This window comes from Gammaproteobacteria bacterium, from assembly GCA_022450155.1.
Classification (GTDB): domain Bacteria; phylum Pseudomonadota; class Gammaproteobacteria; order Arenicellales; family UBA868; genus REDSEA-S09-B13.
In genome coordinates this window covers 47,986-73,806 of the sequence record JAKUQR010000002.1, presented here as the reverse complement: position 1 = coordinate 73,806, position 25,821 = coordinate 47,986, and the positions used below count along the sequence as shown (strand labels likewise).

General features: G+C 54.0%; 27 protein-coding genes and 1 pseudogene. 15 read left to right on the top strand and 13 right to left on the bottom strand.

Annotation, left to right across the window (positions count from 1 at the left end; translation table 11 throughout):
* Positions 1-9: 9 nt before the first annotated feature.
* The 3 genes from MK323_01260 to MK323_01250 form a co-directional block, all read right to left on the bottom strand.
* Positions 10-1,086 (bottom strand): LLM class flavin-dependent oxidoreductase, encoded by a 1,077-nt coding sequence (locus MK323_01260; GenBank protein MCH2480796.1) that lies wholly within the window; start codon positions 1,084-1,086, stop codon positions 10-12.
* A gap of 154 nt (positions 1,087-1,240) precedes the next feature.
* Positions 1,241-2,725: an aldehyde dehydrogenase gene (locus MK323_01255; GenBank protein ID MCH2480795.1), complete on the bottom strand. Its 1,485-nt coding sequence runs from the start codon at positions 2,723-2,725 to the stop codon at positions 1,241-1,243.
* A gap of 15 nt (positions 2,726-2,740) precedes the next feature.
* Positions 2,741-3,133, bottom strand: a complete 393-nt coding sequence (locus MK323_01250; protein MCH2480794.1) for a RidA family protein — start codon at positions 3,131-3,133, stop codon at positions 2,741-2,743.
* A gap of 113 nt (positions 3,134-3,246) precedes the next feature.
* Here MK323_01250 and MK323_01245 point away from each other — a divergent pair, with 113 nt between their 5' ends.
* The 7 genes and pseudogenes from MK323_01245 to MK323_01215 all read left to right on the top strand — a co-directional run bounded on the left by MK323_01245 (position 3,247) and on the right by MK323_01215 (position 9,693).
* Entirely contained in the window at positions 3,247-4,056 is an 810-nt protein-coding gene (locus tag MK323_01245; protein ID MCH2480793.1) for an alpha/beta fold hydrolase, read from the top strand.
* A 39-nt stretch (positions 4,057-4,095) separates the two neighbouring features.
* Positions 4,096-4,476: a carboxymuconolactone decarboxylase family protein gene (locus MK323_01240; protein ID MCH2480792.1), complete on the top strand. Its 381-nt coding sequence runs from the start codon at positions 4,096-4,098 to the stop codon at positions 4,474-4,476.
* Positions 4,477-4,490: 14 nt separating this feature from the next.
* Entirely contained in the window at positions 4,491-5,741 is a 1,251-nt protein-coding gene (locus MK323_01235; GenBank protein ID MCH2480791.1) for a beta-lactamase family protein, read from the top strand.
* A gap of 37 nt (positions 5,742-5,778) precedes the next feature.
* The gene (locus tag MK323_01230; GenBank protein ID MCH2480790.1) at positions 5,779-6,966 is read left to right on the top strand and encodes a CoA transferase; all 1,188 of its coding nucleotides are present in this window, start codon (positions 5,779-5,781) and stop codon (positions 6,964-6,966) included.
* Positions 6,959-7,747, top strand: coding sequence for an enoyl-CoA hydratase-related protein (locus MK323_01225; protein ID MCH2480789.1), 789 nt, complete (start codon positions 6,959-6,961; stop codon positions 7,745-7,747). Before MK323_01230 ends, MK323_01225 begins: the two co-directional genes overlap by 8 nt.
* A 4-nt stretch (positions 7,748-7,751) precedes the next feature.
* Complete coding sequence (locus MK323_01220) at positions 7,752-8,930, top strand: acyl-CoA/acyl-ACP dehydrogenase (protein ID MCH2480788.1); 1,179 nt, start codon at positions 7,752-7,754, stop codon at positions 8,928-8,930.
* Positions 8,931-8,963: 33 nt separating this feature from the next.
* Positions 8,964-9,693, top strand: a pseudogene (locus MK323_01215) (ABC transporter permease).
* A 121-nt stretch (positions 9,694-9,814) separates the two neighbouring features.
* On the opposite strand, the gene MK323_01210 reads toward MK323_01215, so the two are convergent.
* The 3 genes from MK323_01210 to MK323_01200 all read right to left on the bottom strand — a co-directional run bounded on the left by MK323_01210 (position 9,815) and on the right by MK323_01200 (position 12,768).
* Complete coding sequence (locus MK323_01210; GenBank protein MCH2480787.1) at positions 9,815-10,384, bottom strand: nucleotidyltransferase family protein; 570 nt, start codon at positions 10,382-10,384, stop codon at positions 9,815-9,817.
* The gene (locus tag MK323_01205) at positions 10,368-11,387 is read right to left on the bottom strand and encodes an XdhC/CoxI family protein (GenBank protein ID MCH2480786.1); all 1,020 of its coding nucleotides are present in this window, start codon (positions 11,385-11,387) and stop codon (positions 10,368-10,370) included. Before MK323_01205 ends, MK323_01210 begins: the two co-directional genes overlap by 17 nt.
* A 76-nt stretch (positions 11,388-11,463) precedes the next feature.
* Positions 11,464-12,768 carry an FAD-binding oxidoreductase gene (locus MK323_01200; protein ID MCH2480785.1) on the bottom strand — a complete coding sequence of 435 codons (1,305 nt, stop codon included), beginning with the start codon at positions 12,766-12,768 and terminating at the stop codon, positions 11,464-11,466.
* Between the two features lie 216 nt (positions 12,769-12,984).
* On the opposite strand from MK323_01200, the gene MK323_01195 reads away from it, so the two are divergent.
* The 4 genes from MK323_01195 (at position 12,985) to MK323_01180 (ending at position 16,058) form a co-directional block, all read left to right on the top strand.
* Complete coding sequence (locus MK323_01195) at positions 12,985-13,434, top strand: Hsp20/alpha crystallin family protein (protein MCH2480784.1); 450 nt, start codon at positions 12,985-12,987, stop codon at positions 13,432-13,434.
* Between the two features lie 137 nt (positions 13,435-13,571).
* Positions 13,572-14,489 (top strand): acetylglutamate kinase, encoded by a 918-nt coding sequence (gene argB, locus MK323_01190; GenBank protein MCH2480783.1) that lies wholly within the window; start codon positions 13,572-13,574, stop codon positions 14,487-14,489.
* A 100-nt stretch (positions 14,490-14,589) separates the two neighbouring features.
* Positions 14,590-15,294 carry an ABC transporter permease gene (locus MK323_01185; GenBank protein MCH2480782.1) on the top strand — a complete coding sequence of 235 codons (705 nt, stop codon included), beginning with the start codon at positions 14,590-14,592 and terminating at the stop codon, positions 15,292-15,294.
* An 8-nt stretch (positions 15,295-15,302) separates the two neighbouring features.
* Complete coding sequence (locus tag MK323_01180; GenBank protein ID MCH2480781.1) at positions 15,303-16,058, top strand: ATP-binding cassette domain-containing protein; 756 nt, start codon at positions 15,303-15,305, stop codon at positions 16,056-16,058.
* A 44-nt stretch (positions 16,059-16,102) separates the two neighbouring features.
* Here MK323_01180 and MK323_01175 read toward each other — a convergent pair whose 3' ends face one another.
* The 4 genes from MK323_01175 to MK323_01160 all read right to left on the bottom strand — a co-directional run bounded on the left by MK323_01175 (position 16,103) and on the right by MK323_01160 (position 18,904).
* Entirely contained in the window at positions 16,103-16,582 is a 480-nt protein-coding gene (locus MK323_01175; protein ID MCH2480780.1) for a pentapeptide repeat-containing protein, read from the bottom strand.
* Between the two features lie 194 nt (positions 16,583-16,776).
* Positions 16,777-17,604 carry a Cof-type HAD-IIB family hydrolase gene (locus MK323_01170; GenBank protein ID MCH2480779.1) on the bottom strand — a complete coding sequence of 276 codons (828 nt, stop codon included), beginning with the start codon at positions 17,602-17,604 and terminating at the stop codon, positions 16,777-16,779.
* A gap of 62 nt (positions 17,605-17,666) precedes the next feature.
* Positions 17,667-18,326 (bottom strand): glutathione peroxidase, encoded by a 660-nt coding sequence (locus MK323_01165; protein ID MCH2480778.1) that lies wholly within the window; start codon positions 18,324-18,326, stop codon positions 17,667-17,669.
* Positions 18,323-18,904: an ATP-binding protein gene (locus MK323_01160; GenBank protein ID MCH2480777.1), complete on the bottom strand. Its 582-nt coding sequence runs from the start codon at positions 18,902-18,904 to the stop codon at positions 18,323-18,325. Before MK323_01160 ends, MK323_01165 begins: the two co-directional genes overlap by 4 nt.
* A 61-nt stretch (positions 18,905-18,965) precedes the next feature.
* Here MK323_01160 and speB point away from each other — a divergent pair, with 61 nt between their 5' ends.
* The 3 genes from speB to MK323_01145 are packed head-to-tail and all read left to right on the top strand — an operon-like array spanning position 18,966 to position 21,235.
* Positions 18,966-19,970: an agmatinase gene (gene speB, locus MK323_01155; GenBank protein MCH2480776.1), complete on the top strand. Its 1,005-nt coding sequence runs from the start codon at positions 18,966-18,968 to the stop codon at positions 19,968-19,970.
* A gap of 38 nt (positions 19,971-20,008) precedes the next feature.
* The gene (locus MK323_01150) at positions 20,009-20,458 is read left to right on the top strand and encodes a TerB family tellurite resistance protein (GenBank protein ID MCH2480775.1); all 450 of its coding nucleotides are present in this window, start codon (positions 20,009-20,011) and stop codon (positions 20,456-20,458) included.
* Positions 20,459-20,473: 15 nt separating this feature from the next.
* Positions 20,474-21,235, top strand: a complete 762-nt coding sequence (locus MK323_01145) for a glycerophosphodiester phosphodiesterase (GenBank protein MCH2480774.1) — start codon at positions 20,474-20,476, stop codon at positions 21,233-21,235.
* Here the strand turns inward: MK323_01145 and MK323_01140 are convergent.
* On the bottom strand, positions 21,223-22,482 hold the full coding sequence (locus tag MK323_01140; protein ID MCH2480773.1) for an MFS transporter: 1,260 nt from the start codon (positions 22,480-22,482) through the stop codon (positions 21,223-21,225). The two genes, MK323_01145 and MK323_01140, sit on opposite strands and share 13 nt — an antisense overlap.
* A 405-nt stretch (positions 22,483-22,887) precedes the next feature.
* Between MK323_01140 and MK323_01135 the strand changes: the two genes are divergently transcribed.
* Positions 22,888-24,276 (top strand): aminotransferase class V-fold PLP-dependent enzyme, encoded by a 1,389-nt coding sequence (locus MK323_01135; protein ID MCH2480772.1) that lies wholly within the window; start codon positions 22,888-22,890, stop codon positions 24,274-24,276.
* A gap of 65 nt (positions 24,277-24,341) precedes the next feature.
* Here MK323_01135 and MK323_01130 read toward each other — a convergent pair whose 3' ends face one another.
* Together MK323_01130 and MK323_01125 are read right to left on the bottom strand one after the other, a co-directional pair.
* Positions 24,342-24,977 carry a class I SAM-dependent methyltransferase gene (locus tag MK323_01130; protein ID MCH2480771.1) on the bottom strand — a complete coding sequence of 212 codons (636 nt, stop codon included), beginning with the start codon at positions 24,975-24,977 and terminating at the stop codon, positions 24,342-24,344.
* 16 nt (positions 24,978-24,993) lie between these two features.
* Positions 24,994-25,782, bottom strand: coding sequence for an enoyl-CoA hydratase/isomerase family protein (locus MK323_01125; GenBank protein ID MCH2480770.1), 789 nt, complete (start codon positions 25,780-25,782; stop codon positions 24,994-24,996).
* Positions 25,783-25,821 lie beyond the last annotated feature (39 nt).

Genomic DNA, 25,821 nt, shown 5'->3' with positions numbered 1-25,821 from the left:
GTGAACAGTTCAGCTGGCTATTTGTTGTTCGGCAGCACCGGCCGCACTTTGGTCAAATGCGGGCATCACTTCGTTGATGAACATTTTCAGCGAGCGTTTCTGTGCAGCCTGACTGAGGCCGAAACTCGCACAGTAGGTGAATTGATCGACACCGATGTCCTGATACTGTTTGAGTTTGGAAATAACCTGATCGGGCGTGCCGAAAATCAGGTTTTTCACCAGTTCATCCCGATTGAATTCTTTGCGACTGCTAAGATCAGCAAGGTCGATTTCCTGTGGAAAACCATCGTTAACGTTCCCTAGGTTCTTAAACAGGTTTTCGAACTGACCCAGCTGCCGGTAGACGGAGGTGACGGCCTCATCGATCTGGTTCTTATTTTCTACCACAGCGGCGTAACGCATCGTCGAGAAAATGGGTCGAGTTGTGCCAGGGTTGTCCCGAAGTGCGGTCTCGAAACGTTCCATGTAGGTTTCCACCTCCGAGAACGGGCGGGTGAGAGCCCACGACATGATGTTGCAATTATTCTTTATCGCGAATTCGTAGGTCACCGGTGCCCGTGCGGCAATCCATATGGGCGGATGGGGCTGTTGCAGCGGTTTGGGCACAGAGGTGGCGGTTGGGAACGACCAGAACTCACCGTCGTGGGCATAGTCACCGGCCCAGAGTGCTTTAACAGCGGGCAGCATTTCCTGTACGTACTTGTAACCCTCAGATTGTTTGAGACCAGGCCGTATGCGGTCGAATTCACGCTGGTAGGCACCTGATCCGATGCCAAATTCAAGTCGTCCCCCACTGTACAGGTCGAGCAGAGCAGCTTCTCCGGCCACATCGATTGGGTGCCAGTAGGGTGCGACAACCACTGCAGTTCCAAGTCGGATTCGGCTGGTGTGTGCGGCCCACCAGGTCAGGATCTGGAAGGGATTGGGTGCGATGGTCATCTCCAGCGCGTGGTGTTCGGCGGCCCAGGCGCTTTCAAAACCTGCCTTATCTGCCATCTGTACCATCTCCAACGTGTGCCGGGCCATATCTTTCATGTCGGTTTTAGCCGACAAGCGCGCCATGTTGATGACGAGTTGAAATTTCATGATTAACGCCGTTTCCTTACGCTCAAAGCTTGCAAAAGGCAGGCCGTATCTACCTGAAGTCTAGCACTATCGATCAATACCAACGGATCGAGTAGTCCTTGTTATCCTGACCCAGGTCAGGGTGGTTACTTTCCTCTGTTCGGTCTGCCAGGGATCACTGCATGACAAAGGGATCGGTGATGGGATCGGGCGAAGTGTTCAGCCAGACCGTTTTGGGTCGAGTGTAGTCATAGATCGCCTCGCGGCCGGATTCGCGGCCGTAGCCACTGTCCTTATAACCGCCGAATGGGGCAAGTGGTGAGACCATCCGGTAAGTGTTGACCCAGACAATGCCACTGCGAAGGCCCTTGGTTATTCGCAGAGCACGCCCGATATCTGCTGTGAAGACGCCTGCAGCGAGCCCAAAACGAGTGTCGTTGGCGAGCTGGAGAGCGTGGGCTTCATCGGTAAAGCGCAGTGCACTGACGACCGGTCCGAAGAGCTCGCGCTGGACGATACCGATCCGCTGGTCCGGACATGCCACGACCGTGGGTTCGTAGTACCAACCGTCTCCCATGCCGGCAGGCTGTTGGCCTCCATGCACAAGGGTCGCGCCGTTGGCTATGGCATCAGCGACCATGGAGTCGATATTGTCGAGCTGTGCACGCGTCGCCAGCGGGCCCATCTGGCTGTTCTCGTCAAGAGGATCCCCGATCCGGATCTTGCTTGCTTTTTCTGCGACCCGCGCAAGGACTTCGTCGTGAATAGACTCTTGCAGAAGCAGCCTTGAACCGGCAACACAGCTCTGACCGCTGGCACTGAATATGCTCAGCAGCACACCGTTGGTTGCACTTTCAAGGTCAGCATCATCGAAAACCACCACAGGTGATTTGCCTCCTAACTCCAGTGAAACTTGTGCGAAATTTTCAGCAGAATTTCTGATCACATGGCGGGCCGTTTCAGAGCCACCGGTAAAACTGATCCTATCAACCAGCGGGTGCGTAGTGAGCGCACGGCCGCAGGGTTCACCGTGACCTGAAATCACGTTGAAAACCCCGGGCGGGAAACCAGCCTCTTCGAATACCTTGGCGAATTCCAGCATCGGCGCCGAGGCATGTTCGGATGCTTTGAGTACGACTGTGTTGCCGGCGGCGAGGGCTGGTCCGATTTTGACGGCAACCAGAAAAAGTTGGGAATTCCAAGGGACTACAGCGGCAACGACCCCCAGTGGCTCGCGTATTGTCATAGTCCACATATTGGGTTTGTCTATGGGAAGCGTTTCTCCACTGACCTTGTCGGCCAGGCCGGCATAGTAGTAAAAGTAGTCCGATATATAACGCGCCTGCCAGCGGGTTTCTTTGAACAGTTTACCCGTGTCCACGGTTTCGCAATGGCCGAGCGATTCGGAGTGTTCGGCCAGGACATCGCCAAGTCGGTGTATCAGCTTGCCCCGTTCCGTGGCGGTCATTGTTGACCAGGGACCTTCAGTAAATGCACGGTGTGCGGCCTTGACTGCAACGTCGACATCGGCTTCATCTGCCTCAGGGATCACCGCCCAGGGTTTTCCGTCTGAAGGATTGATGCTCTCAAAAGTCTTGCCACTTTGAGCTGCTAGCCACTCTCCATTGATGTACATCTGATAATTCTTGAGCTCAGCCATCTGGGGTTCCTTGGTTTATAGGGGTTTGTAAGCGATGCATTCGATTTCAACGCGAATGTCAACCAGAAAATCGCTGATCAGGCCGGACCGTGCCGGTGGCGACTCTGGAAAATATTCTGCGTAAACGGTATCGAAGCCGGGGAAGTCCTCACGGGATTTAAGCCAGACCATGGATTTTACGACGTCTCCTAGATTACAGCCGGCGAGTGCAAGCGTCTCACTGATGGCGTCCAGGCAGGCTCGGGTCTGTTCTTCAATTGTGCCGCTGGTCATGGGAATTCCGTCCTGCATGGGAATCTGGCCGGTTAGAAATACAAAGTCGCCGGCGCGTACAGCCCGCGACAACGACAATTGACGGCCATTGATAATCAACGGTTCACCGATAATCTGTTTTGCAGAGGCGGACATGAGACTCGTCTTCGGTCAGTGGACAGTAGACAGCAGGCAATAAAGTATCATAGCTTACATTTCAGTTGGGTTTTTCTGTGAACCTGCTTGTGATTCAGGCGGTTTTATATATTTTGAATCGAACAACAAACTACACAGCTGGCGGGACCTTCTTTGAGGAGGTAGGCGAGGGCGATCAGGTGATCGTGCTTTGTCACGGTGTCGGTCTTGACCTCACGATGTGGGACAAGCAGGTCACGGCTTTGGCACCGAATTTTCGGGTCGTGCGTTACGATATGCTTGGACACGGTCATACAGCGGCGCGTCCGGACGTTACGGCAATAGGCGATTTTGTTGTTCAGTTGAAGGAATTGCTGGATTTTCTCGACATTGGGAAACTGACCCTTGCCGGGTTGTCGATGGGTGGGATCATTGCACAGGGGTTTGCGATTGATGCACCCGAGCGGCTTGAAAAGCTGATACTGATGAACACCGTGTACCGGCGAACGGATGCGGAACTTAAGGGGGTTCGCAGCCGCCTGAAGATGACGCTCGACAAAGGACTCGAACCCATTGCCGATCTGGCACTTGATCGCTGGTTTGATGATGCATTCAGGCAGGCCAACCCGGATGTTGTGAACAGGATACGAAATCGCTTGATATCCAACGACCTTACGGCTTACTCCACGGCCTACAAGATATTTGTGGAAGCGGACCGGGAAATCGGTGCAGCGCTTAAGCAGGTGCGATGCCCCACATTGGTGATGACGGGTGAGCTCGACACGGGTTCGACGCCGGAACTGGCTTACAGAATGGCCGAGGATCTGCGCGACGCACAGGTCGTCATTTTGCCCGGGTTGCGCCATTTGGCACCCCTTGAAGATCCGTCCCAGGTCAACCGGGTGTTACTAGAGTTTCTCGGTACTGATTTAGTGCATAGCTGAATAGTTTTAACTCCATCACAACGCCAACAGGAGGCAGATATGGATAAAGCGTTATTTGATAAAGGGCTGGCCACACGTCGGGATGTTCTCGGCAAAGAATACGTTGACAATGCACTGGCGAACGCCGGTGAATTTGCCCAGGAGTTTCAGGAACTTCTCACGGAATACTGTTGGGGAGCTGTATGGGGCGATGAAACGCTTGATCGAAAGACGCGCAGCATGCTTAACGTGGTGATGCTCGCAGCGCTTAACCGAATGCATGAGTGGGAACTCCATTTTCGCGGCGCCATCGTCAACGGTGTGTCACGTGACGAACTCAAGGCCATATTGAATCAGATCGCCATTTATTGCGGAGTGCCGGCTTCAGTTGAATGTCATCGAATCGCTAAGCGTATTTTTTCCGAGCTCGATGGTGACTGACGAGCCACGCTAGCGTGAAGACTGTAGTCACTGCAGATCCGGCCTCGCTTGGGTTTTCACAAGAAAGGCTGGAACGTATCAGTGCCTGGATGGATCGTTATGTTGATGCCGGTAAGCTGCCCTGTGCGTTGACGCTGATTTGTCGTCATGGTGAGGTTGTGTTCGCCCGGGCTGTTGGCCAGAGAGACTTGGAATCAGGCGGACCGATCGAGATGGATTCAATCTTTCGGATTTTCTCGATGTCCAAACCACTCACCTCGGTCGCTGTGATGATGCTGTATGAGGAAGGAATTTTTCAGCTCGATGACCCGATATCCCGATTCATTCCGTGCCTCGCCAATCCCACGGTGATGGTTTCAAACGCCGATGGAGGGTTACAGACTCGCCCGGCAAACGGTCCAATTACAATCAAGCAACTGTTGACGCATACCGCAGGATTTACCTACGGCTGGAACGAAGAATTTTCACTGGGTGAAATGTACCAACGGGCCGGCGTAGATTTTTGGCCAAATAGCGGCATGCTCGCCGAGGTTGTGGAAAAGGCCTCGGAGTTGCCGTTGCTGTTTGAGCCGGGGAGCCGCTTCGGATACGGGATTTCAACCGACGTATTAGGCCGGTTCGTCGAGGTGATATCAGAACAGCCGCTGGATGTCTTCATGCGCCAGCGAGTGTTTGAACCCTTAGGGATGACCGACACCGGGTTCTCAATCACCCCTGACAAGCTGGATCGTTTGACGACGCTCTATGAAGCAAAGGGCGATGGCAATACCCTGGCCCGAGTCGATGCCCCGGGATCAACACTTTACGCTGCAGACAACGTCACCACGTTTTCAGGCGGCGGCGGATTACTGTCGACACCAGCGGACTACCTGCGATTTACAGAAATGCTCCGGTGCAGGGGTGAGTTCAAAGGCGGGCGTCTTCTGGGCTCAAGGACTGTAGATTTTATGACCCAGAATCATCTGCCCGGCGACCTGGCGCAGATGGGTGATAAAGACTTCGATGGCTGGAGTATTGCCGGTGAAGGTGTAGGGTTCGGCCTGGGGTTTTCTGTCGTACTTGATCCAGTCCGGGCACGTACACTGTGCTCTGTGGGAGAATTCTCCTGGGGTGGCATAGCCAGTACCGTGTTTTGGGTCGATCCCACGGAAGACATCACCGCGATGTTTCTGACCCAGCTGACACCTTCGAGTACTTATAAATTGCGGCGCGAGCTTCGGGTACTGACCTATCAGGCCCTGGTCGACAGGAGCTTAAGGATTTGATCAGTACGTAGGTTAGTTCGAGCACAAGAGACCAACGATGAACAATCAGCAGAAACAGATTGATCCCGCAGCATTACCGCTGCAGGGCATCCGGGTTGTGGAACTGGGCACCAGTGTTGCCGCACCGTACGGAACCTGGATCCTGGCGAGCCTCGGCGCAGAAGTCGTCAAGGTGGAACGTCCTGGCAAAGGAGATGATGCACGCTACTGGGGGCCACCATTCTGGGAAGAGACCTCAACCATGTTTCATACCTACAATCGGGAAAAACGTTCGTTAGAAGTGGACCTGAAGGATCCGGAACAGGTGAAAAAATTGCGCCGTTTCATTGCCGACGGGGTCGATGTGGTGGTCCAGAATCTCAGAGCAGGTGTTGCCGACAGCGTAGGTCTAGGTGACGAACAGTTGACGGCAGAACTGCCTAGGCTGATCTATTGCAATATTCGAGCGTTTGGGGCTACCGGTCCGATGCGGGAACAGCCTGGGTACGATCCTCTGATGCAGGCTTTTTCAGGGTTGATGAGTGTCAGTGGTGAACAGGGCCGCAAACCTGTGCGCGTGGGTACCTCAATAGTTGATAAGGGTGCCGGAATGTGGTGTGTAATCGGTGTGTTGTCCATGTTGAATGTCCGGCAGCAGACGGGTCGAGGTGGTATCGTCGATACGTCGTTGCTCGAAACTGCACTGGCGTGGATGGGCTTTCATGTCGCTGATTTTCGTGCAACCGGGGAAGTGCCCAAACCGCAGGGGTCCGGTGTGCGTGGAATTGCGCCCTACCAGGCCTATGAATGTGCTGATGGCTACCTTGTTGTCGGTGCAGCCAATGACCGATTGTTCAGGAAACTGGCCGAAGCGCTGGGGCATCCAGAATGGCCTGAGGACGAGCGGTTTGCAACCAACCCCGACAGGTTCGGCAATCTTGTTCAGCTCAACGAGTTGATTGAACCGTTGTTTCGCAATGCCAACCGCGAACACTGGCAGACGATGTTTAACGAACTTGGGATTCCCTGTGCTCCGCTGCAGCAGCTCGATGAGGTACTGGCACACGAGCAGGTCGAGGCGCTGGGTATTATTCAACGCGCCGATGAAGGCGCGATGCCACTCATGGGGCCGCCTATAAGCTTTGACGGTCACCGCCCGCCCGCCCGACAGCGGGCACCGGAGTTGGGTGAGTACAATGATACTTATTCGGATGAGCTTTCTGACGAGCAAGACAGCCGTGCCTGAATTCCACACTATCGAGTTGTCGATCAAAGACGATATTGCGCAGTTAACCCTGAATCGACCGGATTCAGCGAACGCAATGAATACGCAAATGGCCGAGGAAATACTGGCCGTACTGACCGGTCCCGAGGCGCTAGTTGCAGCCGCACGGTGTATTGTCCTGACCGGTGCCGGTGGCCGAGCGTTCTGTGCTGGTGCGGATCTTAAGGAACGGAAAGGAATGACTGATGCGATTTGGATTCAACAGCATGCGGTATTTGAAACGCTCGGTTTGGCGCTGATGGATCTTCATGTACCTTTGATTGGAGCGATTAACGGTGCGGCATTCGGTGGCGGAATGGAGATGACTTTGGCCTGTGACTTTGTGTATGCCGTCAACACGGCCCGGTTTGCGCTGACCGAGACTACGCTGGGAATTCTACCGGGCATGTGCGGTACACAGTATCTGCCGGGAGCCGTCGGGATTCGGCGTGCCAAGGAGATTATTCTGACCGGCCGTCCGTTCAGTGCGCAGCAAGGTCTAGAGTGGGGTCTCATCAATCGAGTGTGTGAACCGGACCGATTACTTGATCATGTTTTTGATACTGCTGCCGCGATCGCGGCCAACGGGCCGATTGCGGTGCGGGAAGCCAAGCGATCACTGAACCATGCGGGCCGCAGCGGTATCAAAGCAGGCTACCGGATAGAACTAGACGCCTACAGCCGGGTGGTACCCACTGCTGATCGACGTGAAGGTATTCTCGCTTTCAACGAGAAGCGAAAACCACAATTCAAGGGAGAGTAGTGTTATGGAAGACACACTGAGGCAGATGGACCTGGGAGAGGATTTCCCGGAGATACGGGAGGCAGTGGGTCGGATATGTGATGATTTTCCCGGAGAATACTGGCGTGAGATGGATGCTAAGAGCGCTTATCCTGAGGCGTTTGTCAGTACCCTGACCGAGTCAGGCTGGTTGTCTGCCCTGATTCCAGAATCCTATGGGGGCTCAGGTCTGCCGCTGCGGGCCGCAGCGATCATCCTGGAAACCATTCACGCATCGGGCGGCAGCGCCGCAGCGTGCCATGCGCAGATGTATACCATGGGTACTGTGCTTAGACATGGCAGCGACGAGCAGAAACAGAAGTATCTGCCACAGATTGCCGAAGGCAGCTTGCGCCTGCAGGCCTTTGGGGTTACAGAACCCGCTTCGGGATCTGATACCACCAGTCTACGCACCCGGGCGGTACGGGATGGAGATCACTACGTAGTGAATGGCCAGAAAGTCTGGACCAGTCGGGCACTGTACTCCGACCTGATGCTGTTACTGGCCCGGACTACACCCAAAGAAGAAGTGAGTCGGCCCACTGAAGGTCTGTCGGTGTTCCTGATTGATCTGCGCGAGTTACGAGATAACGGCGTTGAAATTCAACCGATCGAAACCATGATTAACCATAACACCACTGAAGTGTTTTTCAGCGAGGCGAGAATACCCGCCGATACGCTCATCGGGGAAGAGGGGCAGGGTTTTCGCTACATTCTCGATGGCATGAATGCTGAACGCACGCTGATCTCGGGTGAAAGCATTGGTGATGCACGGTTCTTTCTACGCCGGGCCAGTGACTACGCAAACGAGCGCGAAATCTTCGGCGGTCCGATCGGACGTAATCAGGGTATACAGTTTCCTCTGGCCCGTGCTTACGCAGAGACGGAGGCCGCGGAACTCATGGCCCGCAAGGCAGCAGTACTGTTTGATGCTGGCGAACCCTGCGGTGCTGAGGCAAACATGGCTAAATTGCTGTGTGGTGATGCGGCCTGGCATGCGGCTGAGGCCTGTATGCAGACTTTTGGTGGTTTTGCTTTTGCGCGAGAGTACGACATCGAACGCAAGTGGCGCGAGGCAAGGCTTTACCTCACGGCACCGGTGTCGACCAATCTGGTTCTGGCTTATATTGGACAGCATATCATGGGGTTGCCCAAGTCCTATTGAGCGCGGTTCAGGTCGACAAAAAGACGCCATCGTATGGATGCATCTGTAGAGCCAATTCCGTTACAGCGCCTGGTATGGCTGTTTGTGCCCGTCCTGATAGTGGTGGTGATTTAGATACGCTGGGCACTGTCCGCCCGGACATCACTGTACGCGATGGGCAGAATGCTGTTGCAACTGTTGCTGATCGGTTATGTGCTGTTGATTCTGTTCGAATCAGAACATGTCGTTCTGGTCTCGTTGGTGCTGGTGGTCATGATTATTGTCTCAAGCTGGATTGCACTCCGCCCGATCGCGGCTCAGCGCCGGCGGCTGTATCCGGTCACACTCATGGCAATCGCTGTGGCTGGGTTACCGGTTTTGTTCCTGACTACGCAATGGGTATTGGACATCACGCCGTGGTATGCACCGCGTTATATGATCCCACTGGCTGGAATGATCTTCGCCACTGCCATGAATTCTGTCAGCATCGCTGCTGAACGCTATGTCTCTGAGTTCAGTAGTGGCCTCGATCATGTAGACGCGCGGCGTAAGACTTTTGAAGCGGCTTTGATTCCGCTGATTAACTCTCTACTGGCCGTTGGGCTGGTTTCACTGCCAGGCGATGACAGGTCAGGTGCTGGCCGGCATTTCACCGCTGATCGCTGTGTGTTACCAGATTCTGGTGATGTGTATGCTTTTCGGATCGTCCGGCATTGCGGTCGCTTGTTATTTGTACGGGTCAAAACTGAGCTATCGCACGCGCGATTCAAAGGAAGTCCAATAAAGCATACTGCAGATTCCCTAAGGGGTTGCATTTTGGCGTCTAGTGGTCTCGAGGCGTAAGTCGTAGTGCCACCTGGGGTTGTGCTATTCCGATCACTCGAGGAAAAAGTTATTGTTCTGGATTACAGATCTGCAGGTCGGTTGACGTTAAAGAAAATACCCTCGTCGTTTACATCGATCTGCAAGATAGTCGATTCAATTTTTTCCAGCAGTTCACGTGCGCCAGTGTCACCACTGAGCTGCAGTAAGTCAGGAAACATCGACCTTGGGAACTGTACCGGGTGACCACGGCGCCCTCTGCAATACGGCGCACAAGCAACATCGGCAGAAAAATTGTTGATTAATAGATCGAGATGAGCCGAAACCACCAGCGGCATGTCGCCCAGACAAAGAACCACGGCGTCTAGATCCGCAGGCAATGCTCTGATCCCCGACTTGATCGAACTGCTCATACCTTCTGCATAATCTGGATTGTGGACAAAATTCACTGTGCGGTCATTCAGTACGGCCGTTACCTCATTGGACTGATGGCCAGTGACGATGTGCACCTTACGTGCCAACGAACCCAGGGCGGCATCTGCTGCATGGGCGATCAGTGGTTTTCCGGCCAGGGGCAGCAACAGCTTGTTGCGTTCCCTGGCGCGGGTCGAAAGACCCGCCGCCAGCACGATAGCATCAATCTGCGGTCCCACCTGAAAATCTCTGGTTTCGGATGCCGATCAGTTGTGCAACGACAGAAACTGCAATTTCTCCGGCGCTGCTACCGCCGATATCCAGCCCAATCGGCGCATGGATACGTTTAACCTGATCGTCCGTCACATCGTTTTGCAGCAGGCGCTCGACCCGCCGGTTGTGGTTGCGACGGCTGCCGAGTGCACCAATGTAAAAGGCGGGTGATAAAAGGGCAGCCTCTAGTGCGGGATCATCGATTTTGTGATCATGAGACAGTACTACGACCGCAGTTCGCTCATCCGGCTTGAGTTCGGCGAGTGCTACATCTGGCCAGTCGTTGACCAGTGGCAACTCAGGAAACCGGTCCGGTGTCAGGTAAGCCGATCTGGGGTCGATGATCGTAACCTGGAAGCCGGCCAGCGAAGCCATGGCTGACAGTGGCTGGGCAATGTGTACTGCACCGACAATCAGCAGTCGCCAGGGGTCGGCAAAAGGCCGAACAAAGACATCTAATTCCTCGTTGACTTGTGCGTCCACATGTGCGGAATCGATGAGTTTCTCACTGATCTGTGAAAACCCAGTGTCCTGAGCCAGCTCGCCCGACCAGTGTCCGCTGTGCCCAATTGCCATCTTCCCGGTCGAAAGCTGGATGTACAGTGTTGTGGGTGACTGCTGAAGTAGATTCTGGGCAAAGGCCTGATCATTCAGTCTGATCAGCAGGAGTTCGATGGTACCTCCACACGGCAGGCCGAGGCTCCAGGCTGTGTCATCGGTTACCCCGTAGGTGAGGCGTTTAGGATCACCCGTGCTGATTACTTCTTTGGATTCTTCGATCACCGAGTTCTCAACACAGCCCCCCGAGACTGATCCTTCGAATTCTCCGTTGTCCGAAATTGCGAGCATGCTACCGACGGGGCGGGGCGCTGACCCCCAGGTCCTGAGGGTAAACGCCAGTGCCAGCGTGTGACTGTCGCTGGACCATGCAGCCATGGTTTTAAGTAACCGTTTATCGTCATTAAGCATACTGTTTAATTAATCGTGCTTCACGTCGATCACTATTCAACAGTCATCTGGCTGGATAACAATAGTTCTGCTTGTTTCAGGCCAGAACCGAAAAGCTGCTGGTCGAATTGACTGCGCGATTACGTGAGAAAAAATCCAGGCCGATCGTGCGGCCGATACGTGAGAGGTGAAACTGGACCGGGTCACGTTCATGGTCCTGGCCTGCTTCACAGGCAATGACGAGCTCGGCCATCAGTTCACCGACGGCCGGTGCTGTTTTGAACTGGTTACCGCTGGTGCCGATGGCCAGGTAGAACCCCGATAGGTCCGAGCGATCGTAGATTGGAATCCAATCATCGCTGACATCCCATAAGTCAACGATCCCACTGGGACTGTTGGGAATCCCGAGCGTGGGCATTCTCTGAGCTAGACGGTAAATCGGTTCAAGCACCTTGTCGCTGAGATTGCGATCAAAGTCATCCGGGTCTGCTGTTATCTCCCCTTCCGCCTCGGTACCTTCGCTGCCAGCCAGAATGGTATTGCCGAGGTCCGGCCGGGTATAACTGCCAATGTCGTTGTCAAAGGTGATGAAGTCTGGTTCGTCTGGATCGGAACGCTCAGGCCGTGGCAGGCGGACGTATTCATGACGTACCACGCGAGTAGTGATTCGACTTTTGTTGGCAACGCCGGCGAGTTCGCTGATTCTAGCTGAATGCGGGCCGGCTGCATTAATTATCACCGGGCAGTCAATCGACTCAGAACCATTAACCACAAGACCGCTTACGCAACCCCGATTAGTTTCGATGGCAGTGACGTCGGCATTAAATCGGAATGCGCCTCCCGCAGCCTCCGTTGCGACCTGTAGATTGTGAGTAGCAAGTCTTGGGTCGTTGCAGTAGCCCCCACGTGGAAACAGCACGGCGCCTTCAATGCTGGGACCGGTGTTGTGCCCGAACCGATCGTGCATCGACAATACAGGTGGGCCGAATTTCTTCGTTTCCCAGCTGGGCAGCTTGTTGGCGATCTTTTCTACTGACCACTCTTCATAGGGGATGCCCAGTTCATCGGAAACTGACATCTGTTTTCTTAGATACCCGTTTTCTTCGGTTTTGAGAGACAGTACGCCAGTTTGTCTGAACTCCGCCATACCGGCCGGGTCTTCAGCACCGATCTGATCGTGCCAGTTTTCCCAGCAATGAGTGCCTTCCCAGGCCAGGGCCGAGCCTTCCAGAGTGGAGTAGTGGGTACGGACGATGGCAACAGAACTGCTGGTGGAACCCTGACCGGATGTGGAATGGCGATCTATGTTCAGTGTTTGCCAACCCCGTCTCGCCAGTCCACAGCCTATGGCCGAGCCGATGATACCGGCGCCGATAATGACCACTTCGTAGGTCTTAGTCATCCTTGAACTTCCTTCTTTATGAACCAAGGGTCGTAGCCCTGCTGATTCTAGGGGCTGAATTTCGCCACGGCCAGCTAACCGGGTGCGATGAGAAAGAGAAGAGTTTGGGTAGCGCAGGCTGTGAAGGGGCTTGAAATTTCTTGGCTTGCCACCAGATATAAGGGCAGAAGGGCGTTGTAGCAATTAAGCACTGACGCCGAAACTATGGAGAGTATTATGAACAACTTAGTCAGAATTGCAGACGGCAGGCTGCCCTGGGGCTTCTTTCCCGATGTGGACGGAATCCTGCGGGGATTCTACGATTCACCTGTATCGACCAGGAACACGAACGCCGATTCTCGTCGTTTGGCAATGGATGTCATCGAAGATGACACAGCCTACGTCGTCACTACCGATATGCCCGGCATCAGTCGGGAAGAGGTGTCAGTTACGATCGACAAGAACGTGCTGACGATCAGTGCAGAGCCTAAAGATGAGGTCAGCAAGAACGAAAGAAAAGTACTCCGGCATGAGCGATATTCCGGAAAGTACTCGGGTTCCCTTCGGCTTGGAGAAGACATTGAAGAAGACAAGGTGTCGGCAGAATACCGGGACGGTGTGTTGAGATTGACGATTCCCAAGAAGACTCCTTTGGCGCCACGTCAGGTTGAAGTTAAGATCAACTGACCTAAACAGCCAGGTCAGCAGCATGAAGGGCCGGTCATCCGGCCCTTCTTCGTGTTGTGATTTTCTCTAAGGCGTAACAGGAAAACGACCCTGTATACTTCGACCTTAACGGGGACTATCTCGTTGATCTTTTCGATATGAGTGGCAAGACAAACAATCCAGCTGACATCGCCAATGTATTGGCCGAGACGCTGCCTTATATTCAGCATTTTCATGGCAGGACAATCGTGATCAAGTATGGTGGTAACGCCATGGTCGACGAGGAACTGAAGCGCGGCTTTGCCCGAGATGTCGTTCTGATGAAACTGGTCGGGATGAATCCAGTGGTGGTTCACGGAGGAGGCCCGCAGATCGGAACTTTGCTCGAACGGATTGGCAAAAAGAGCGAGTTCGTGGACGGACTCCGTGTTACTGACCAGGAAACCATTGACGTGGTGGAAATGGTATTGGGCGGGCTCGTCAACAAAAGTATCGTGGCACTGATCAATGCCCAGGGTGGACGAGCAGTCGGTTTGTCGGGCAAGGACGGCGGAATGATCCAGGCTCGAAAGCTGTTACTTCGGCAAGGCCAATCTGGTGACAAAGGTGAAGTGATCGATCTTGGCCAGGTGGGTGAGATTGAACAGATCAATCCAGAAGTTGTCCATACTCTCGATCAGGCGAATTTTATCCCAGTAATTGCACCTATAGGCGCCGGTACTGATGGGAAGGCGTACAACATCAATGCCGACACGGTTGCCGGCTCGTTGGCGGTGACGCTCAAGGCCGAAAAACTCATTCTGTTGACCAATACGCCGGGTGTGCTGAATTCAGATGACCAGTTGCTTGAACTGCTGAGCGAGACTGAGGCCCAGGATCTGATCGAGCAAGGTGTGATCAGTGGCGGCATGTTGCCCAAGGTTCAGTGTGCTCTTGAGGCTGTCGCCGGCGGTGTACGTACGGCCACGATCAGTGATGGTCGCGTCCCGCATGCGACTCTGCTTGAGACGGTCACCAACCGCGGCGTGGGTACCCAGATCGGCGAATCAAGAAACGTTCAGCCGTCGTCCGTCTGACTATTGTCGACAGTTGGCAGCGTTAGTGGGCATCGATCGGCTAAGACGATCGTCAGTGAATGATCGTACCCAGTGTTCCAGGCGGCGAAACGGTTGATCTATGACCGAATTTGGAACCTCATTATTCGTCGCGCTTGATCTGATCATTTCGCTGGATCCCGATCTGGTTGAGATCGTCGTGTTGTCGCTGCGGGTTAGTTTGGTGGCAGTGTTCATCGCTAGCGTGATTGGACTGCCCCTGGGTGCTGCAATTGCGATAGGAAGTTTTCCCGGAAGGTCCGGTGTTGTCGTTGTTCTCAACGCGATGATGGGTCTGCCACCCGTTGTCATCGGGCTTGCAGTTTATCTCGTGCTGTCACGAGCCGGGCCCTTGGGGGAATACGGGTTGCTCTACACCCCGACCGCAATGACTATCGCCCAGGCGGTATTGATCACGCCGATCATCGCTGCATTGACGCGCCAGACTATCGAAGATCTATATCGTGAATACCGCGAGCAGTTACAGTCTCTGGGAGTCACCCCATTCCGCGCGATGTCCACTTTGTTGGTCGATGCGCGTTACAGTCTGCTGACGGCAGTTTTGGCCGGGTTCGGCCGAGCCAGTGCCGAAGTGGGTGCGGTCATTATTGTCGGCGGTAACATCAATCATGTGACGCGGGTGATGACAACGACCATTGCGCTAGAAACCAGTAAAGGCAATCTGGCACTGGCTCTGGGTCTTGGTATCGTATTGTTGTGCATTGTCATTGCTATAAACGGACTAACCTCTACAGTGCAATGGCTGATTGATAGACAGCAGGGGTAAACCGACAGATGGCAGACCCAGAAGATCATCACAGTATGAACCAGGACCCGGTCCACATATTGCCGCTTGTTGTCGACGGGCTGGGATTCAGTGTCCGGGAGCAATGGTTGATCAAAGACGTCAGTTTTTCGTTGGGCGCCCGCGGTCGAACATTTATCGTGGGGCCTAACGGCGCTGGCAAGAGTATATTGCTGCGGCTTTGCCATGGGTTGCTGTCGCCCACAACGGGAACGGTGCGGTGGGCGTCGGGTTCTTCCCGCCAGCAGAGACAGCGCCAGGCTATGGTGTTTCAGAAACCTGTGCTGTTCCGTCGAAGTGCACGTGCCAATGTGGAATATGCCCTATCGGTTCGGGGTGTCGCAAAAAAGGATGTCCGGCAACGCGCAGACGATGCACTTGAAGCCACGGGTTTGACTGGTATTGCGCATAGACAGGCGCGCGTACTGTCCGGTGGTGAGCAGCAGCGCCTGGTACTGGCGAGAGCATGGGCCTTGCGCCCCCGAGTGCTGTTCCTGGATGAACCGGCTGCGCATCTGGATCCTGCTGCAACGGCTGCCATTGAAGATGTAATCGAGCAGATCAGCAATGCCGGTAGCAAAATCATCATGGTTACACATGATCTTGGCCAGGTCCGAAGACTGGCCGATGAAGTGTTGTTCCTACACCAGGGACAGCTGCTAGAACAGACTGCGAGCGAGGATTTCTTGACTCACGCAAAGACCCAAGAAGCGCGGGCGTTCGTTGAAGGGCAGTTACTCTGGTAGATACTCTCGGTGCCTCGTGGGCGGATTAGACGGGGTTCGGCTCGTCAACAGCCTGAGTTATTGACTGTTGCATCGGGCATTGTGGTTCTACGCAGGATCGCTGTGTTTGGGTTTTTGACCCAGTCCAGTTTTGTATCGGTCAAGACAGCATCTGTCAGATCTGCGTTTTCCAGGTTGACGCCTTCCAGAAAAGCGCCTGTAAAATTGGCCTGCGTTAGGTTCGCACCGGTCAGATCTGTGGCTTCCAGATAGGCTTTGGTCAGGTCTGCTCCTGTCAGATTCGCATCTTGTAGATTGGCGTCCTCCATATAGGCTTCTATCAGATTTACCCCTGAAAGATCGGCGCCAGTCAGATTGGTAAGCATCGGTATGGATTTGGTGAGGACTGCACTTCTCAAGGTCGCCCCTGCCAGGTTGGTGCGGAAAAGATTGGCCTCGGTCAGGTCGGCCCCGGTTAGGTCCGCCCCGGGCAATACAGCACCTTCTAGGTCTGCAGCTGTGAGGTCACATTTAAAACATTTCAACGATGACTTCAGTTTTTGTAGATCGGTCTCATTGAATGCGCCTGCTTGCCAGGATATACCCGTCAAGATGAAAAAAAAGAACCGTAGACTTGAGCACTCGTTTCATCTGAATCTCCCGGATCCTACAGTTGTCCATAATTTGGTCATCTTACTACGGTAGGGCGCCCCTGTTAATGACCGATACAAAAAGCAATCTATAAACTGTTCAACCACTCGACAACGGCCTGGGCAAAGCCATCATCATCATGGCTTGCAACGACCTCGAACTCGGAAGTGAGTTCAGTTGGTGCATTGGCCACGACACGAGACCGGGTACACCAGCGCAACAGATCGAGATCGTTGTAGTCATTGCCGACAGCAAAGACTTTGTTTGAATCCAGGTTAAATTCACTGCAGACCCACGCCGCCGCCGAAGATTTTGAGACGTTGCGTGGAAAGATCTCGTACCAAGTCGACTGGTGGTCCAGCGGAGAGGTGGTTCGGACAACAGTCAGCCAGGAGAGTTTCTGCTTGAGATCCGCCAGAGCGCAGCCGTTATCTTCGGGCAGACTGATGGCCACCAGTTGGGTTGAGGCCCTGCTAAATTTGTCGAGTGCTTCGATGGGTCGGTGATGGCCTTGGTACAAGGTCAGGCGGTGGGCGAAATCCGGGTTGTGGGTTGTGTACTGGTACCAGCGAAAGCGGTGGTTGTCAGGCACCGGATCGTGCACCATGAAGTCGAGTTTCAGTGCGTTTAGCACCTCGATGGACTCACTGACTTCAGTTTCAGTGAGCGCCTGGTCAAACAGTAATTCAAATCTTGGGAATGAAAATATTCCAGCTCCCGATGAGGTGACCAGGAGATCAATTGGAAATGACCTGTCGAGAACACGCCGGCAGGAAAAAAGAGATCGGCCCGTGACTACCACGCGTAGGATGCCGTGCTGGCCGAGTGCCTCCAGCACTTCATGGTTGGCCGGACTGAGTTTTTGGTCCGATCCGAGCAAAGTGCCATCAAGGTCGGTGAATACCGCACGACCCATAAACAGTCTCCTTTAATGATGGTTTTGGGCGAGGTGTTCCGGGGCGTTGTAGAGAAGAGTGGCTACAGGTGCGATTCGATCGTTGAGATCAGTAATTTGTCATCAGGTCGTACAGAACTGCCATAGCTGGCGACGACATTACCCTGTCGGTCGAGCAGGTATTTGTGAAAGTTCCACCTCGGGTAGTGTCCTGACTGATTCGCCAGTGCCCGGTAGAACGGATCGGCATGGCGCTTCGCGACGCGGGTTTTTTCAAACATCGGGAACTTCACATTGTAAGTGAGTGAACAGAATTCCCTCACTTTGTCTTCAGATCGAGGTTCCTGGAAGAAATCATTTGAGGGGAAACCGAGCACGACCAGACCAGCTTCGCGATACTGTTGATACAAAGCTTCAAGACCGCGATATTGTTTGGTAAAGCCGCAAAAACTGGCAGTGTTGACCACCAACAACACTTTGCCTGCGTAGGCCTGGCATAGATGCACACTGTGCTCGCTGGCCAGAAATCGTTTAGTGAAATCCAGGTTTTTCGGGCACCCTGCAATGGCGACATTGTTTAATAAAACCAGCGTGGTGACCACAACGCTAACCGTCTTCAGTTTATTAATGATCAAACCGTCGAATTGCCACCTGTTCAGACCATACCCACAAGCAATTCGCCACAGTAATCCGAGCGGAGTGATTGATCTAGGACGGGATAGCGTTGCATAGGTGTGAATCATAAATGAGCCTCTATTATCGTTGTGGCACGCTCAAGTCGTGTATCTGCTCCACCCGACAGGATCTCATATCGAGCCTGAATACGGTCGAGTTCGCTGATAAAGGTCTGATGCAGTTGCAGGCGCTGTTCCGGTTCACCTTGATCGCGTTGCGGTCCATCTTCAGTCCAAGGTACGTCAATATCACACACCAGGTAAAGGTCTGCCATCCGTGATTCCGCCATTTCAGTGATCCAGGTCTTACATCTGCCGTAATAATGGCGGCTGTAGATCACCGTCGACACCAGATCGGTGTCCAGGATAGCCAGATTTCCGGCTCGTTCTAATGCTTGTCCTTCAAGTGACACCTGGTGATGTGCGATCGGCTCTACATCTGCAAAAGACAGTGGTCGTTGCACTTTATTCAGGTAGTCCCGGGCACCCTCGGTGGAGAAAGCCGTTTCAAAACGCTCTGCCAGTGCCTGCGCCAGCGTCGTTTTTCCGGTACATTCGCTACCGGTGACAACGACCTTGAACAACACCGGTGTTGACTGGGTTATGGTAGATGAGCCTGTCAGTTGCAATGCCGTAATACTTTTCACCGAGGGTCTTTTTTTGTATGGTTAGGGTCAACGTGTTGTTGGTGAGTTGGAGAATGGCAGATTGAGCGATAAACCTGAACAGATGAGTGGTGTTCCAGAGGAACGCTTGGCGGCGTGGGGAGAAGTGTACCGCCCGAGATACACCGGCGTCGCTACTTTCATGCGTCAGCCTCTACGTGAGCTGGAATCCGAATGGGCGGGTACGGATATCGGTCTTATTGGAGTGCCTTTCGACGGAGGCGTCACAAATCGCCCTGGTGCTCGCCACGGTCCAAGGGCACTGCGTGAACAGTCAACACTGATGGGCAGAATCAATCATCAGACCGGGGTCAAACCTTATGATGCGGCCCAGGTTGCTGACCTGGGTGATGTGCCGATCGAAGGGGTTTATGTACTTGACCGAGCCATTGAAGACATTGAGGCTTTCTACAGTAAGGTAGTCCAGAGCAGAATTATGCCGCTGTCGGCCGGTGGCGATCACTGTATCAGTCTGCCCATACTTAAAGCGATTTCCAGGCAACTGGGCGAGCCCGTAGGGATGATTCATTTCGACGCGCACTGCGACACCGGACCGGAGCTGTTTGGTCACAAGCATCACCACGGTGGGCCTTTCAGAGTCGCAGTAGAAGACGGTGCCCTGGATCCACAGCGAACAATTCAGATTGGCATACGTGGACCAGCCGAGCCACTATGGGGATTCAGCTACGACTCAGGCATGACGGTTATCCATATCGAAGAGCTCTACGCCATGGGTATTGAAGCGGTTATCGAGAAAGCTTTGGAGGTGGTCTCCGATGGTCCGGTTTATGTGAGTTTCGATGTCGACGGAATGGATCCGGTTTACGCCCCTGGCACTGGTACGCCAGAAGTCGGTGGGTTCACCAGCTTCGAAGCTCAGCAGATGCTGCGGGGGCTGACGGGTATCGACATTGTCGGAGGTGACCTGGTTGAAGTTTCACCGCCATTCGATTCGGCGAACACCACTGCTTTGAATGGGGCACAGATGATGTGGGAAATACTTTGTCTGATGGCAGCCCGGCTATCCAGCAAAGCCGATCAGAAATGATCGAAGCGTGCATGACTACGTTTTGACAAAATCCACTCATGATTGACGCAATCCGGCAGTTTTTCTCAGAACATATTGAGGGCAACGAAGCCGTCGAGGATACTGAGCACGAACTGCGCCTCGCTGCGGCCGCCCTTATGTATGAAACCGCGATGGCGGATTACGACCTGGGTCAAGAGGAACAGACGCTGATCCAGAAGTTAGTCAGTGAACAGTTCGAACTCACAAAAACTGAGGCCGACGAACTTCTTGCGCTGGCCCAGTCCCAGGTGAAAGATGCTACCGACCTGCATGGGTTTACTCGGTTGATCAATCGCAACTGGACGCTCGAAGAGCGGACCCTACTGGTCGATCGAATGTGGCAGGTGGTCTACGCTGACCGGCGTCTCGACGATCATGAAGTCCATTTGATGCGTAAGATTCAGCGATTGCTCCACATCCCGCACAGAGATTTCGTGGCGTCAAAGCTGCGTCATAAACGGTCATGATGCCAAAACACCACAGTGTCTGAACACGCATTTCTGGAACATGAGGGTATTCTGGCTTTTGCCCACCGGGGAGATCACCAGGCCGGACCTGAAAACACCCTGAGCGCATTCGAAGGTGCCGTCCAACAGGGTTTCTGCTACCTGGAAACGGATGTCCACTGCAGCAAGGACGGTGTGCTCCTGGCGTTTCATGACGATCGGCTCGATCGGGTGACTGATCGGCAGGGCCTTATCGCACAGACGGATTACGCGACGATCAGGCAAGCGCGGATCGGAGAAACAGAGCAAATCCCACGGCTGGAAACTCTCCTAGAGGCATTCCCCGACACCCGATTCAATATCGACCCCAAATCAGACGCCGCGGTTGGGTCGCTCATCGACGTCATTCGTCACATGGATGCCGGGCATCGGGTGTGTATAGGTTCCTTCTACGGCAGGCGCTTGCGCTGGGTACGGGAATCTCTGCCGCGTGTGTGCACCTCGATGGCGCGTGCTGAAACGACCTATGCGCGTTTTGCCAGTCTGGGTCTGCCCTGGCGGGGCGGCGGTGCGGCCTGTGCCCAGGTGCCCGTGTGGTGGAACAGAATCCTGGTTGTGGACCATCGTTTTGTGCAGACGATGCATGCCCGGGGCATACCGGTGCACGTGTGGACCGTCAATAATGTCGACGAGATGCACCGACTACTCGATCTTGGCATTGATGGCCTGATGACCGACTATCCGGCAAAGCTGAAAAGTGTTCTGTTGACCCGAGGGCAGTGGCATCAGCCGTCTTGATCGAGCTCTGCTTTGCCGACTTTGCGAAAGACGATCATCCCAGCAAAGAAAAGCACCAGGATTGAAAGCATGCCGGTTCGCGAATTACCACTGACAAGGGTCACCCAGCCCATCAGAAACGGTCCAAATACGGCGGCAGCTTTGCCGACAACGTTATAAAAACCAAAGAATTCCGCATTTTTTTCCGCGGGGATGAGTTCGCTGAACATTGACCGACTCAGCGCCTGGATGCCGCCTTGAACAAGACCGATGACTCCCGCAAGAATGTACATTTCTACAGCTGAATCCATGTAATACGCATAGACCGTAACACCGACATAGACCCAGATTGCAATCCAGATTCCGCGTCGGGGACCGTAGCGTTCACCCAGTCGGCCAAACACCAGGGCAGCCGGAAAGCCGATAAATTGGACCATGAGCAAGGCGATAATCAGACTTTCCGACGGCAAGCCGATGGAGAGTCCGTAATCGACTGCCATGCGCACGATGGTGTCAACGCCGTCGATATACAGCCAGTAGGCCAGCAAAAACAGCCAGGCAACCCGATACTGACGTAGATTTGAAGCGGTCTGCTTCAGCGCATCGAACGTACCGGCCAGATCAACACCGCGTCGACCTGACGGGGGTACTGGTTCTTCAACCCCGACAAAAAGCGGGACGGAAAACACTGCCCACCAGACTGCAACGGTGACAAAAGACCAGCGCACACCTTCTGCGGCATCGGCTAAACCGAACAAGGCCGGTTTGAGCGTCATCAGAACATTCACTAGGAACAACAACCCACCCCCAAGGTAACCGAGCGCAAATCCCAGAGCCGAGACTCGATGACGGGCATCTCGGGGAGAGACGATCACCAGCATAGCATCGTAAAAGATATTCGCCCCCGAAAAACCAACCACTGCGATCACGTAGAGCAGAATGGCAAACGGCCACATACCCGCCTCCACCAGGTACAAAGATCCTGTTGCGAGGACCCCCAGACAGGCAAAAGACGCCAGCATGCGTTTACGTAAGCCGCCGGTATCAGCCATTGCCCCCAGTATGGGAGCGAGGATCACGATGATCAGACTGGCTACAGAGTTGCTGACACCCAGGTAATAGGTGCTGTGAGTCACCTCAACACCCTGACTCCAGTATTGTTTGAAAAACAAAGGGAAGAATCCGGCCATGACTGTGGTTGCAAAGGCCGAATTGGCCCAGTCGTACATGGCCCAGGAATAGGTGACTCTACGTTGGTTGGTCTGCATGTTGGTGTTTTCCGCCTGCTGGCAGTCAGGGCCAGCGAATCGAGAACAATATAGTAGCGTGTCTGCCCCGAGTAAGGCGAAGAAAAGAGTGCTGGGGTTTCTCGGAGAAGATCAACAACCGCGGCCGGAATAGCAAGCCATAAACGACGGGACACAGGGCGAGACTGGCGAATACATTTCAGGGTCACCCGGAGATATATCCAACGACAGGCCTGGCACATCCTAGGGATCTCACCTCATAATCGGCGCTCACAATCCCAACAACCCTCTATAGACACAATTTATTATGGAGACATCAATTCGGTGTAGCCGTATCTACAAACCGTTTTTGTTGTTTAAGTCTTCTGTCCGAACAATCGACGAAGCTATTTTTTATTGCTTGCAACCAGATCCGGGAGAGATTTCATGACCAGCTATCACATGTCAGCAGAAGAGTTTCGAGCCAATGGTCATGCGCTGATTGATTGGATCGCCCGCTACATGGAGAACGTCGAGCAGTACCCAGTGATGTCAACAGTCGAACCGGGCGCCATTCGAAAAAAGCTGCCGGGTACAGCACCGGAACAGCCCGAAGCCTTCAAAGCACTGCTGGAAGATCTGGACAAAGTCGTGATGCCGGGCGTGACACACTGGCAGTCGCCGAACTGGTTTGCTTATTTCCCCGCGAACTCTTCTCCGCCAGCAGTCCTTGGTGAACTGGCTGCAGCGGGCCTGGCTGTTCAGGGAATGCTTTGGTCGACCAGCCCAGCGGCCACAGAAATCGAGTCTGCTGTGCTGGACTGGCTGGTTGATCTCATGGCTTTACCCCAAAGCTGGAAGATGTCAGGCCCCGGCGGTGGCGTGATCCAAATGTCCGCTTCGGATTCGACACATACCGCACTGGTGGTAGCCCGAGAGCGCCAGGATGTGCCCGTCGACCGACTGGTGGTTTACGCCTCAACTCAGGCCCATTCATCAATCCAAAAGGGTGCCCGGGTGGCCGGGTATAAACATGTCAGGCTGGTTGATGTCGACAAGAATTTTGCCCTCAACCCAACCGCACTGGCGCAGGTGATAGAAAAAGATGTTACCTCGGGCTTAACGCCTGTTTGTGTAGTGTCTACCCTGGGAACAACGGGCACGGGCGCGGTCGATCCCATAGATGCGATTGGAGAGCTGGCCAGGCGTTACGGAATGTGGCACCACGTGGACGCAGCCTGGGCAGGTAATGCCATGATCTGTTCAGAACACCGTTTCCACCAGGGCACACTCAAGAACGTAGACAGTTACACCTTCAACCCCCATAAGTGGCTGTTTACGAATTTCGACTGCAACGTGTTCTGGGTCGCAGATCGCAGGCCCTTACTGGATACGTTGAGTATCCTGCCGCCCTATCTTCGAAATGAAGCATCTGATTCCGGGCAGGTTGTCGACTATCGTGACTGGCACGTGCCCCTGGGACGCCGGTTTCGAGCACTCAAACTGTGGTGGGTACTGCGCAGCTATGGCACAGAAGGACTCCGTCATCACATTCGCGAGCATATCCGTATGGCAAAAGAACTGACACAGTGGTTAGAGGATGATGATCGTTTCAGGCTGGTTGCACCAACAGATTTCGCACTGGTCAGTTTCAGCCATGTTGACGGTGACACAGCTACTCAAGGCATTGCTGACGCGATCAATGTTTCTGGCAGGGCGATGATCACGACTTCGCGCATCAATGATCAGACTTTCGTGCGTGTCTCGATCGGCCAGACACGAACCGAGCAGCGCCATGTCGATGAACTGTGGAAGATGATTTGTGACTTTGCCTGAATAACAGGTTACGTTGCGTGAAGGTCTGACGCCTTAGATCCGCCGGCGAGACGCCATTGGCAGGATCAGGGTCTGATCGTCAGCAGTTTTCCATCTATGCCCTGTTTTACGAGATAACCAATATCGTCAACGGACTCAAGATTGAAGTCGTGTTGACGCTGACTTTCTTCTAATAACTCGACCCAGCCGATATCCCGCCACCCTTTACCATTAACTGTGGCGATTACAAGACCGCCAGGCAGAAGCCAATCCAACAATTTGGGTATCAGAAACGGTTGATCTGGTTTGTGAGAGAAAACGCCCACGCAGATCACTGCCTGGTATATCGGCTGTACATCAATGACAGCGGTGAGATCACCTTCCCAAAGGTGACGGTAAACGTTTAGTGCGGCCGCTTTTTCGAGCATCTCCGGTGACAGGTCAATACCGTCGATGTGTTCATAGCCCGCCTGGTCGAGCAGTTTCCCTGCCAGTCCGGTACCACAACCCATATCCAGAACAGGCGCTTTGCGGTCAGGGACCCTGCGGACGAAGGCGTTGACCGCCTCCTGAGGTGCGATGTAGCCGAATTCTTCGATCAGTTCCTCATCGTATGAATCTGCCCACTGCCGGTAGACGACTCGCTGATCGTCCGTAGCCAGATCGGCATAATTTCGGGCAAGTCGGGGGTCGATCTTGTGCTCGTCTTTCCCCATCAGCATTCAACCCAGGTGTTGCTCAGCGTACTCCCTTGAAATTGGGCTTGCGTTTGTTGATGAAAGCATCGATACCTTCTTTCCCGTCATGACCGGCCATGTTTGCTGAGATCTCCTGTGTTTCGATGTCTGTCTGTGCGACAAAATCGTTAGCGAAGGTTGTCTCGAGCATCTTTTTTGCGGAAGCAAACGCCATGGTCGGTCCGCTGGCCATCGACTGAGCCTGTTTGATTGCAGTGTCCAGAGCAGTGCCCTGGTTAGCGGTACGCGTGGCGAGTCCCCACTCCACGGCCTCCTGTGCAGATAATTCGCGGTTCTCAAATATCAGTTCCTGTGTACGGCGAAAACCGATCAGTCGCGGTAACAGCCACGTCGACCCACCATCAGGGCTCAAGCCGGCAGCCGTATAGGCCAGTCGAAATCGCGCTGTTTCATCGACAATGATGATGTCTCCAACCAGAGACATCGGCACGCCTGCGCCCGCAGCCATACCATTGACCGCGACGATCACGGGTTTCGGCATTGTCAGGAAAATCGACATGGCCCGGTGCAATTGGTCGGCGATGGGTTTGAGTTTATCGGGTTGTCCTCCAAATGCTTTGAACTCTTTAAGGTCGCCCCCGAAGCAAAAATAATCTCCCTCTGCAGAAAACACCACAGCCCGTACGTTGTCATCCTTGGCTGCGCCGCTGGCTGCTGCAAGCAGGTCACTTGCCAGTTGAGCAGACAGGGCATTGCCGGCCTGGGGACGGTTGAGTTTGATGATGGCGACGCTACCATCGTGCTGGTAATTCACTGTTTCAAGGTTCACGCTCGTCTACTCCTGCCAGATCGTTCCAATGCGGCAATG

What these genes read in the sequence shown, in the direction of transcription:
- MK323_01195 (MCH2480784.1), top strand. Translation starts at nt 12,985, where the DNA reads ATGAACAACTTAGTCAGAATTGCAGACGGCAGGCTGCCCTGGGGCTTC.
- MK323_01180 (MCH2480781.1), top strand. Translation starts at nt 15,303, where the DNA reads ATGGCAGACCCAGAAGATCATCACAGTATGAACCAGGACCCGGTCCAC.
- MK323_01170 (MCH2480779.1), bottom strand. Translation starts at nt 17,604, where the DNA reads ATGGGTCGTGCGGTATTCACCGACCTTGATGGCACTTTGCTCGGATCG.
- MK323_01150 (MCH2480775.1), top strand. Translation starts at nt 20,009, where the DNA reads ATGATTGACGCAATCCGGCAGTTTTTCTCAGAACATATTGAGGGCAAC.
- MK323_01230 (MCH2480790.1), top strand. Translation starts at nt 5,779, where the DNA reads ATGAACAATCAGCAGAAACAGATTGATCCCGCAGCATTACCGCTGCAG.
- MK323_01165 (MCH2480778.1), bottom strand. Translation starts at nt 18,326, where the DNA reads ATGATTCACACCTATGCAACGCTATCCCGTCCTAGATCAATCACTCCG.
- MK323_01205 (MCH2480786.1), bottom strand. Translation starts at nt 11,387, where the DNA reads ATGCTTAATGACGATAAACGGTTACTTAAAACCATGGCTGCATGGTCC.
- MK323_01130 (MCH2480771.1), bottom strand. Translation starts at nt 24,977, where the DNA reads ATGCTGATGGGGAAAGACGAGCACAAGATCGACCCCCGACTTGCCCGA.
- MK323_01200 (MCH2480785.1), bottom strand. Translation starts at nt 12,768, where the DNA reads ATGACTAAGACCTACGAAGTGGTCATTATCGGCGCCGGTATCATCGGC.
- MK323_01140 (MCH2480773.1), bottom strand. Translation starts at nt 22,482, where the DNA reads ATGCAGACCAACCAACGTAGAGTCACCTATTCCTGGGCCATGTACGAC.
- argB (MCH2480783.1), top strand. Translation starts at nt 13,572, where the DNA reads ATGAGTGGCAAGACAAACAATCCAGCTGACATCGCCAATGTATTGGCC.
- MK323_01250 (MCH2480794.1), bottom strand. Translation starts at nt 3,133, where the DNA reads ATGTCCGCCTCTGCAAAACAGATTATCGGTGAACCGTTGATTATCAAT.
- MK323_01240 (MCH2480792.1), top strand. Translation starts at nt 4,096, where the DNA reads ATGGATAAAGCGTTATTTGATAAAGGGCTGGCCACACGTCGGGATGTT.
- MK323_01255 (MCH2480795.1), bottom strand. Translation starts at nt 2,725, where the DNA reads ATGGCTGAGCTCAAGAATTATCAGATGTACATCAATGGAGAGTGGCTA.
- MK323_01135 (MCH2480772.1), top strand. Translation starts at nt 22,888, where the DNA reads ATGACCAGCTATCACATGTCAGCAGAAGAGTTTCGAGCCAATGGTCAT.
- MK323_01260 (MCH2480796.1), bottom strand. Translation starts at nt 1,086, where the DNA reads ATGAAATTTCAACTCGTCATCAACATGGCGCGCTTGTCGGCTAAAACC.
- MK323_01185 (MCH2480782.1), top strand. Translation starts at nt 14,590, where the DNA reads ATGACCGAATTTGGAACCTCATTATTCGTCGCGCTTGATCTGATCATT.
- MK323_01220 (MCH2480788.1), top strand. Translation starts at nt 7,752, where the DNA reads ATGGAAGACACACTGAGGCAGATGGACCTGGGAGAGGATTTCCCGGAG.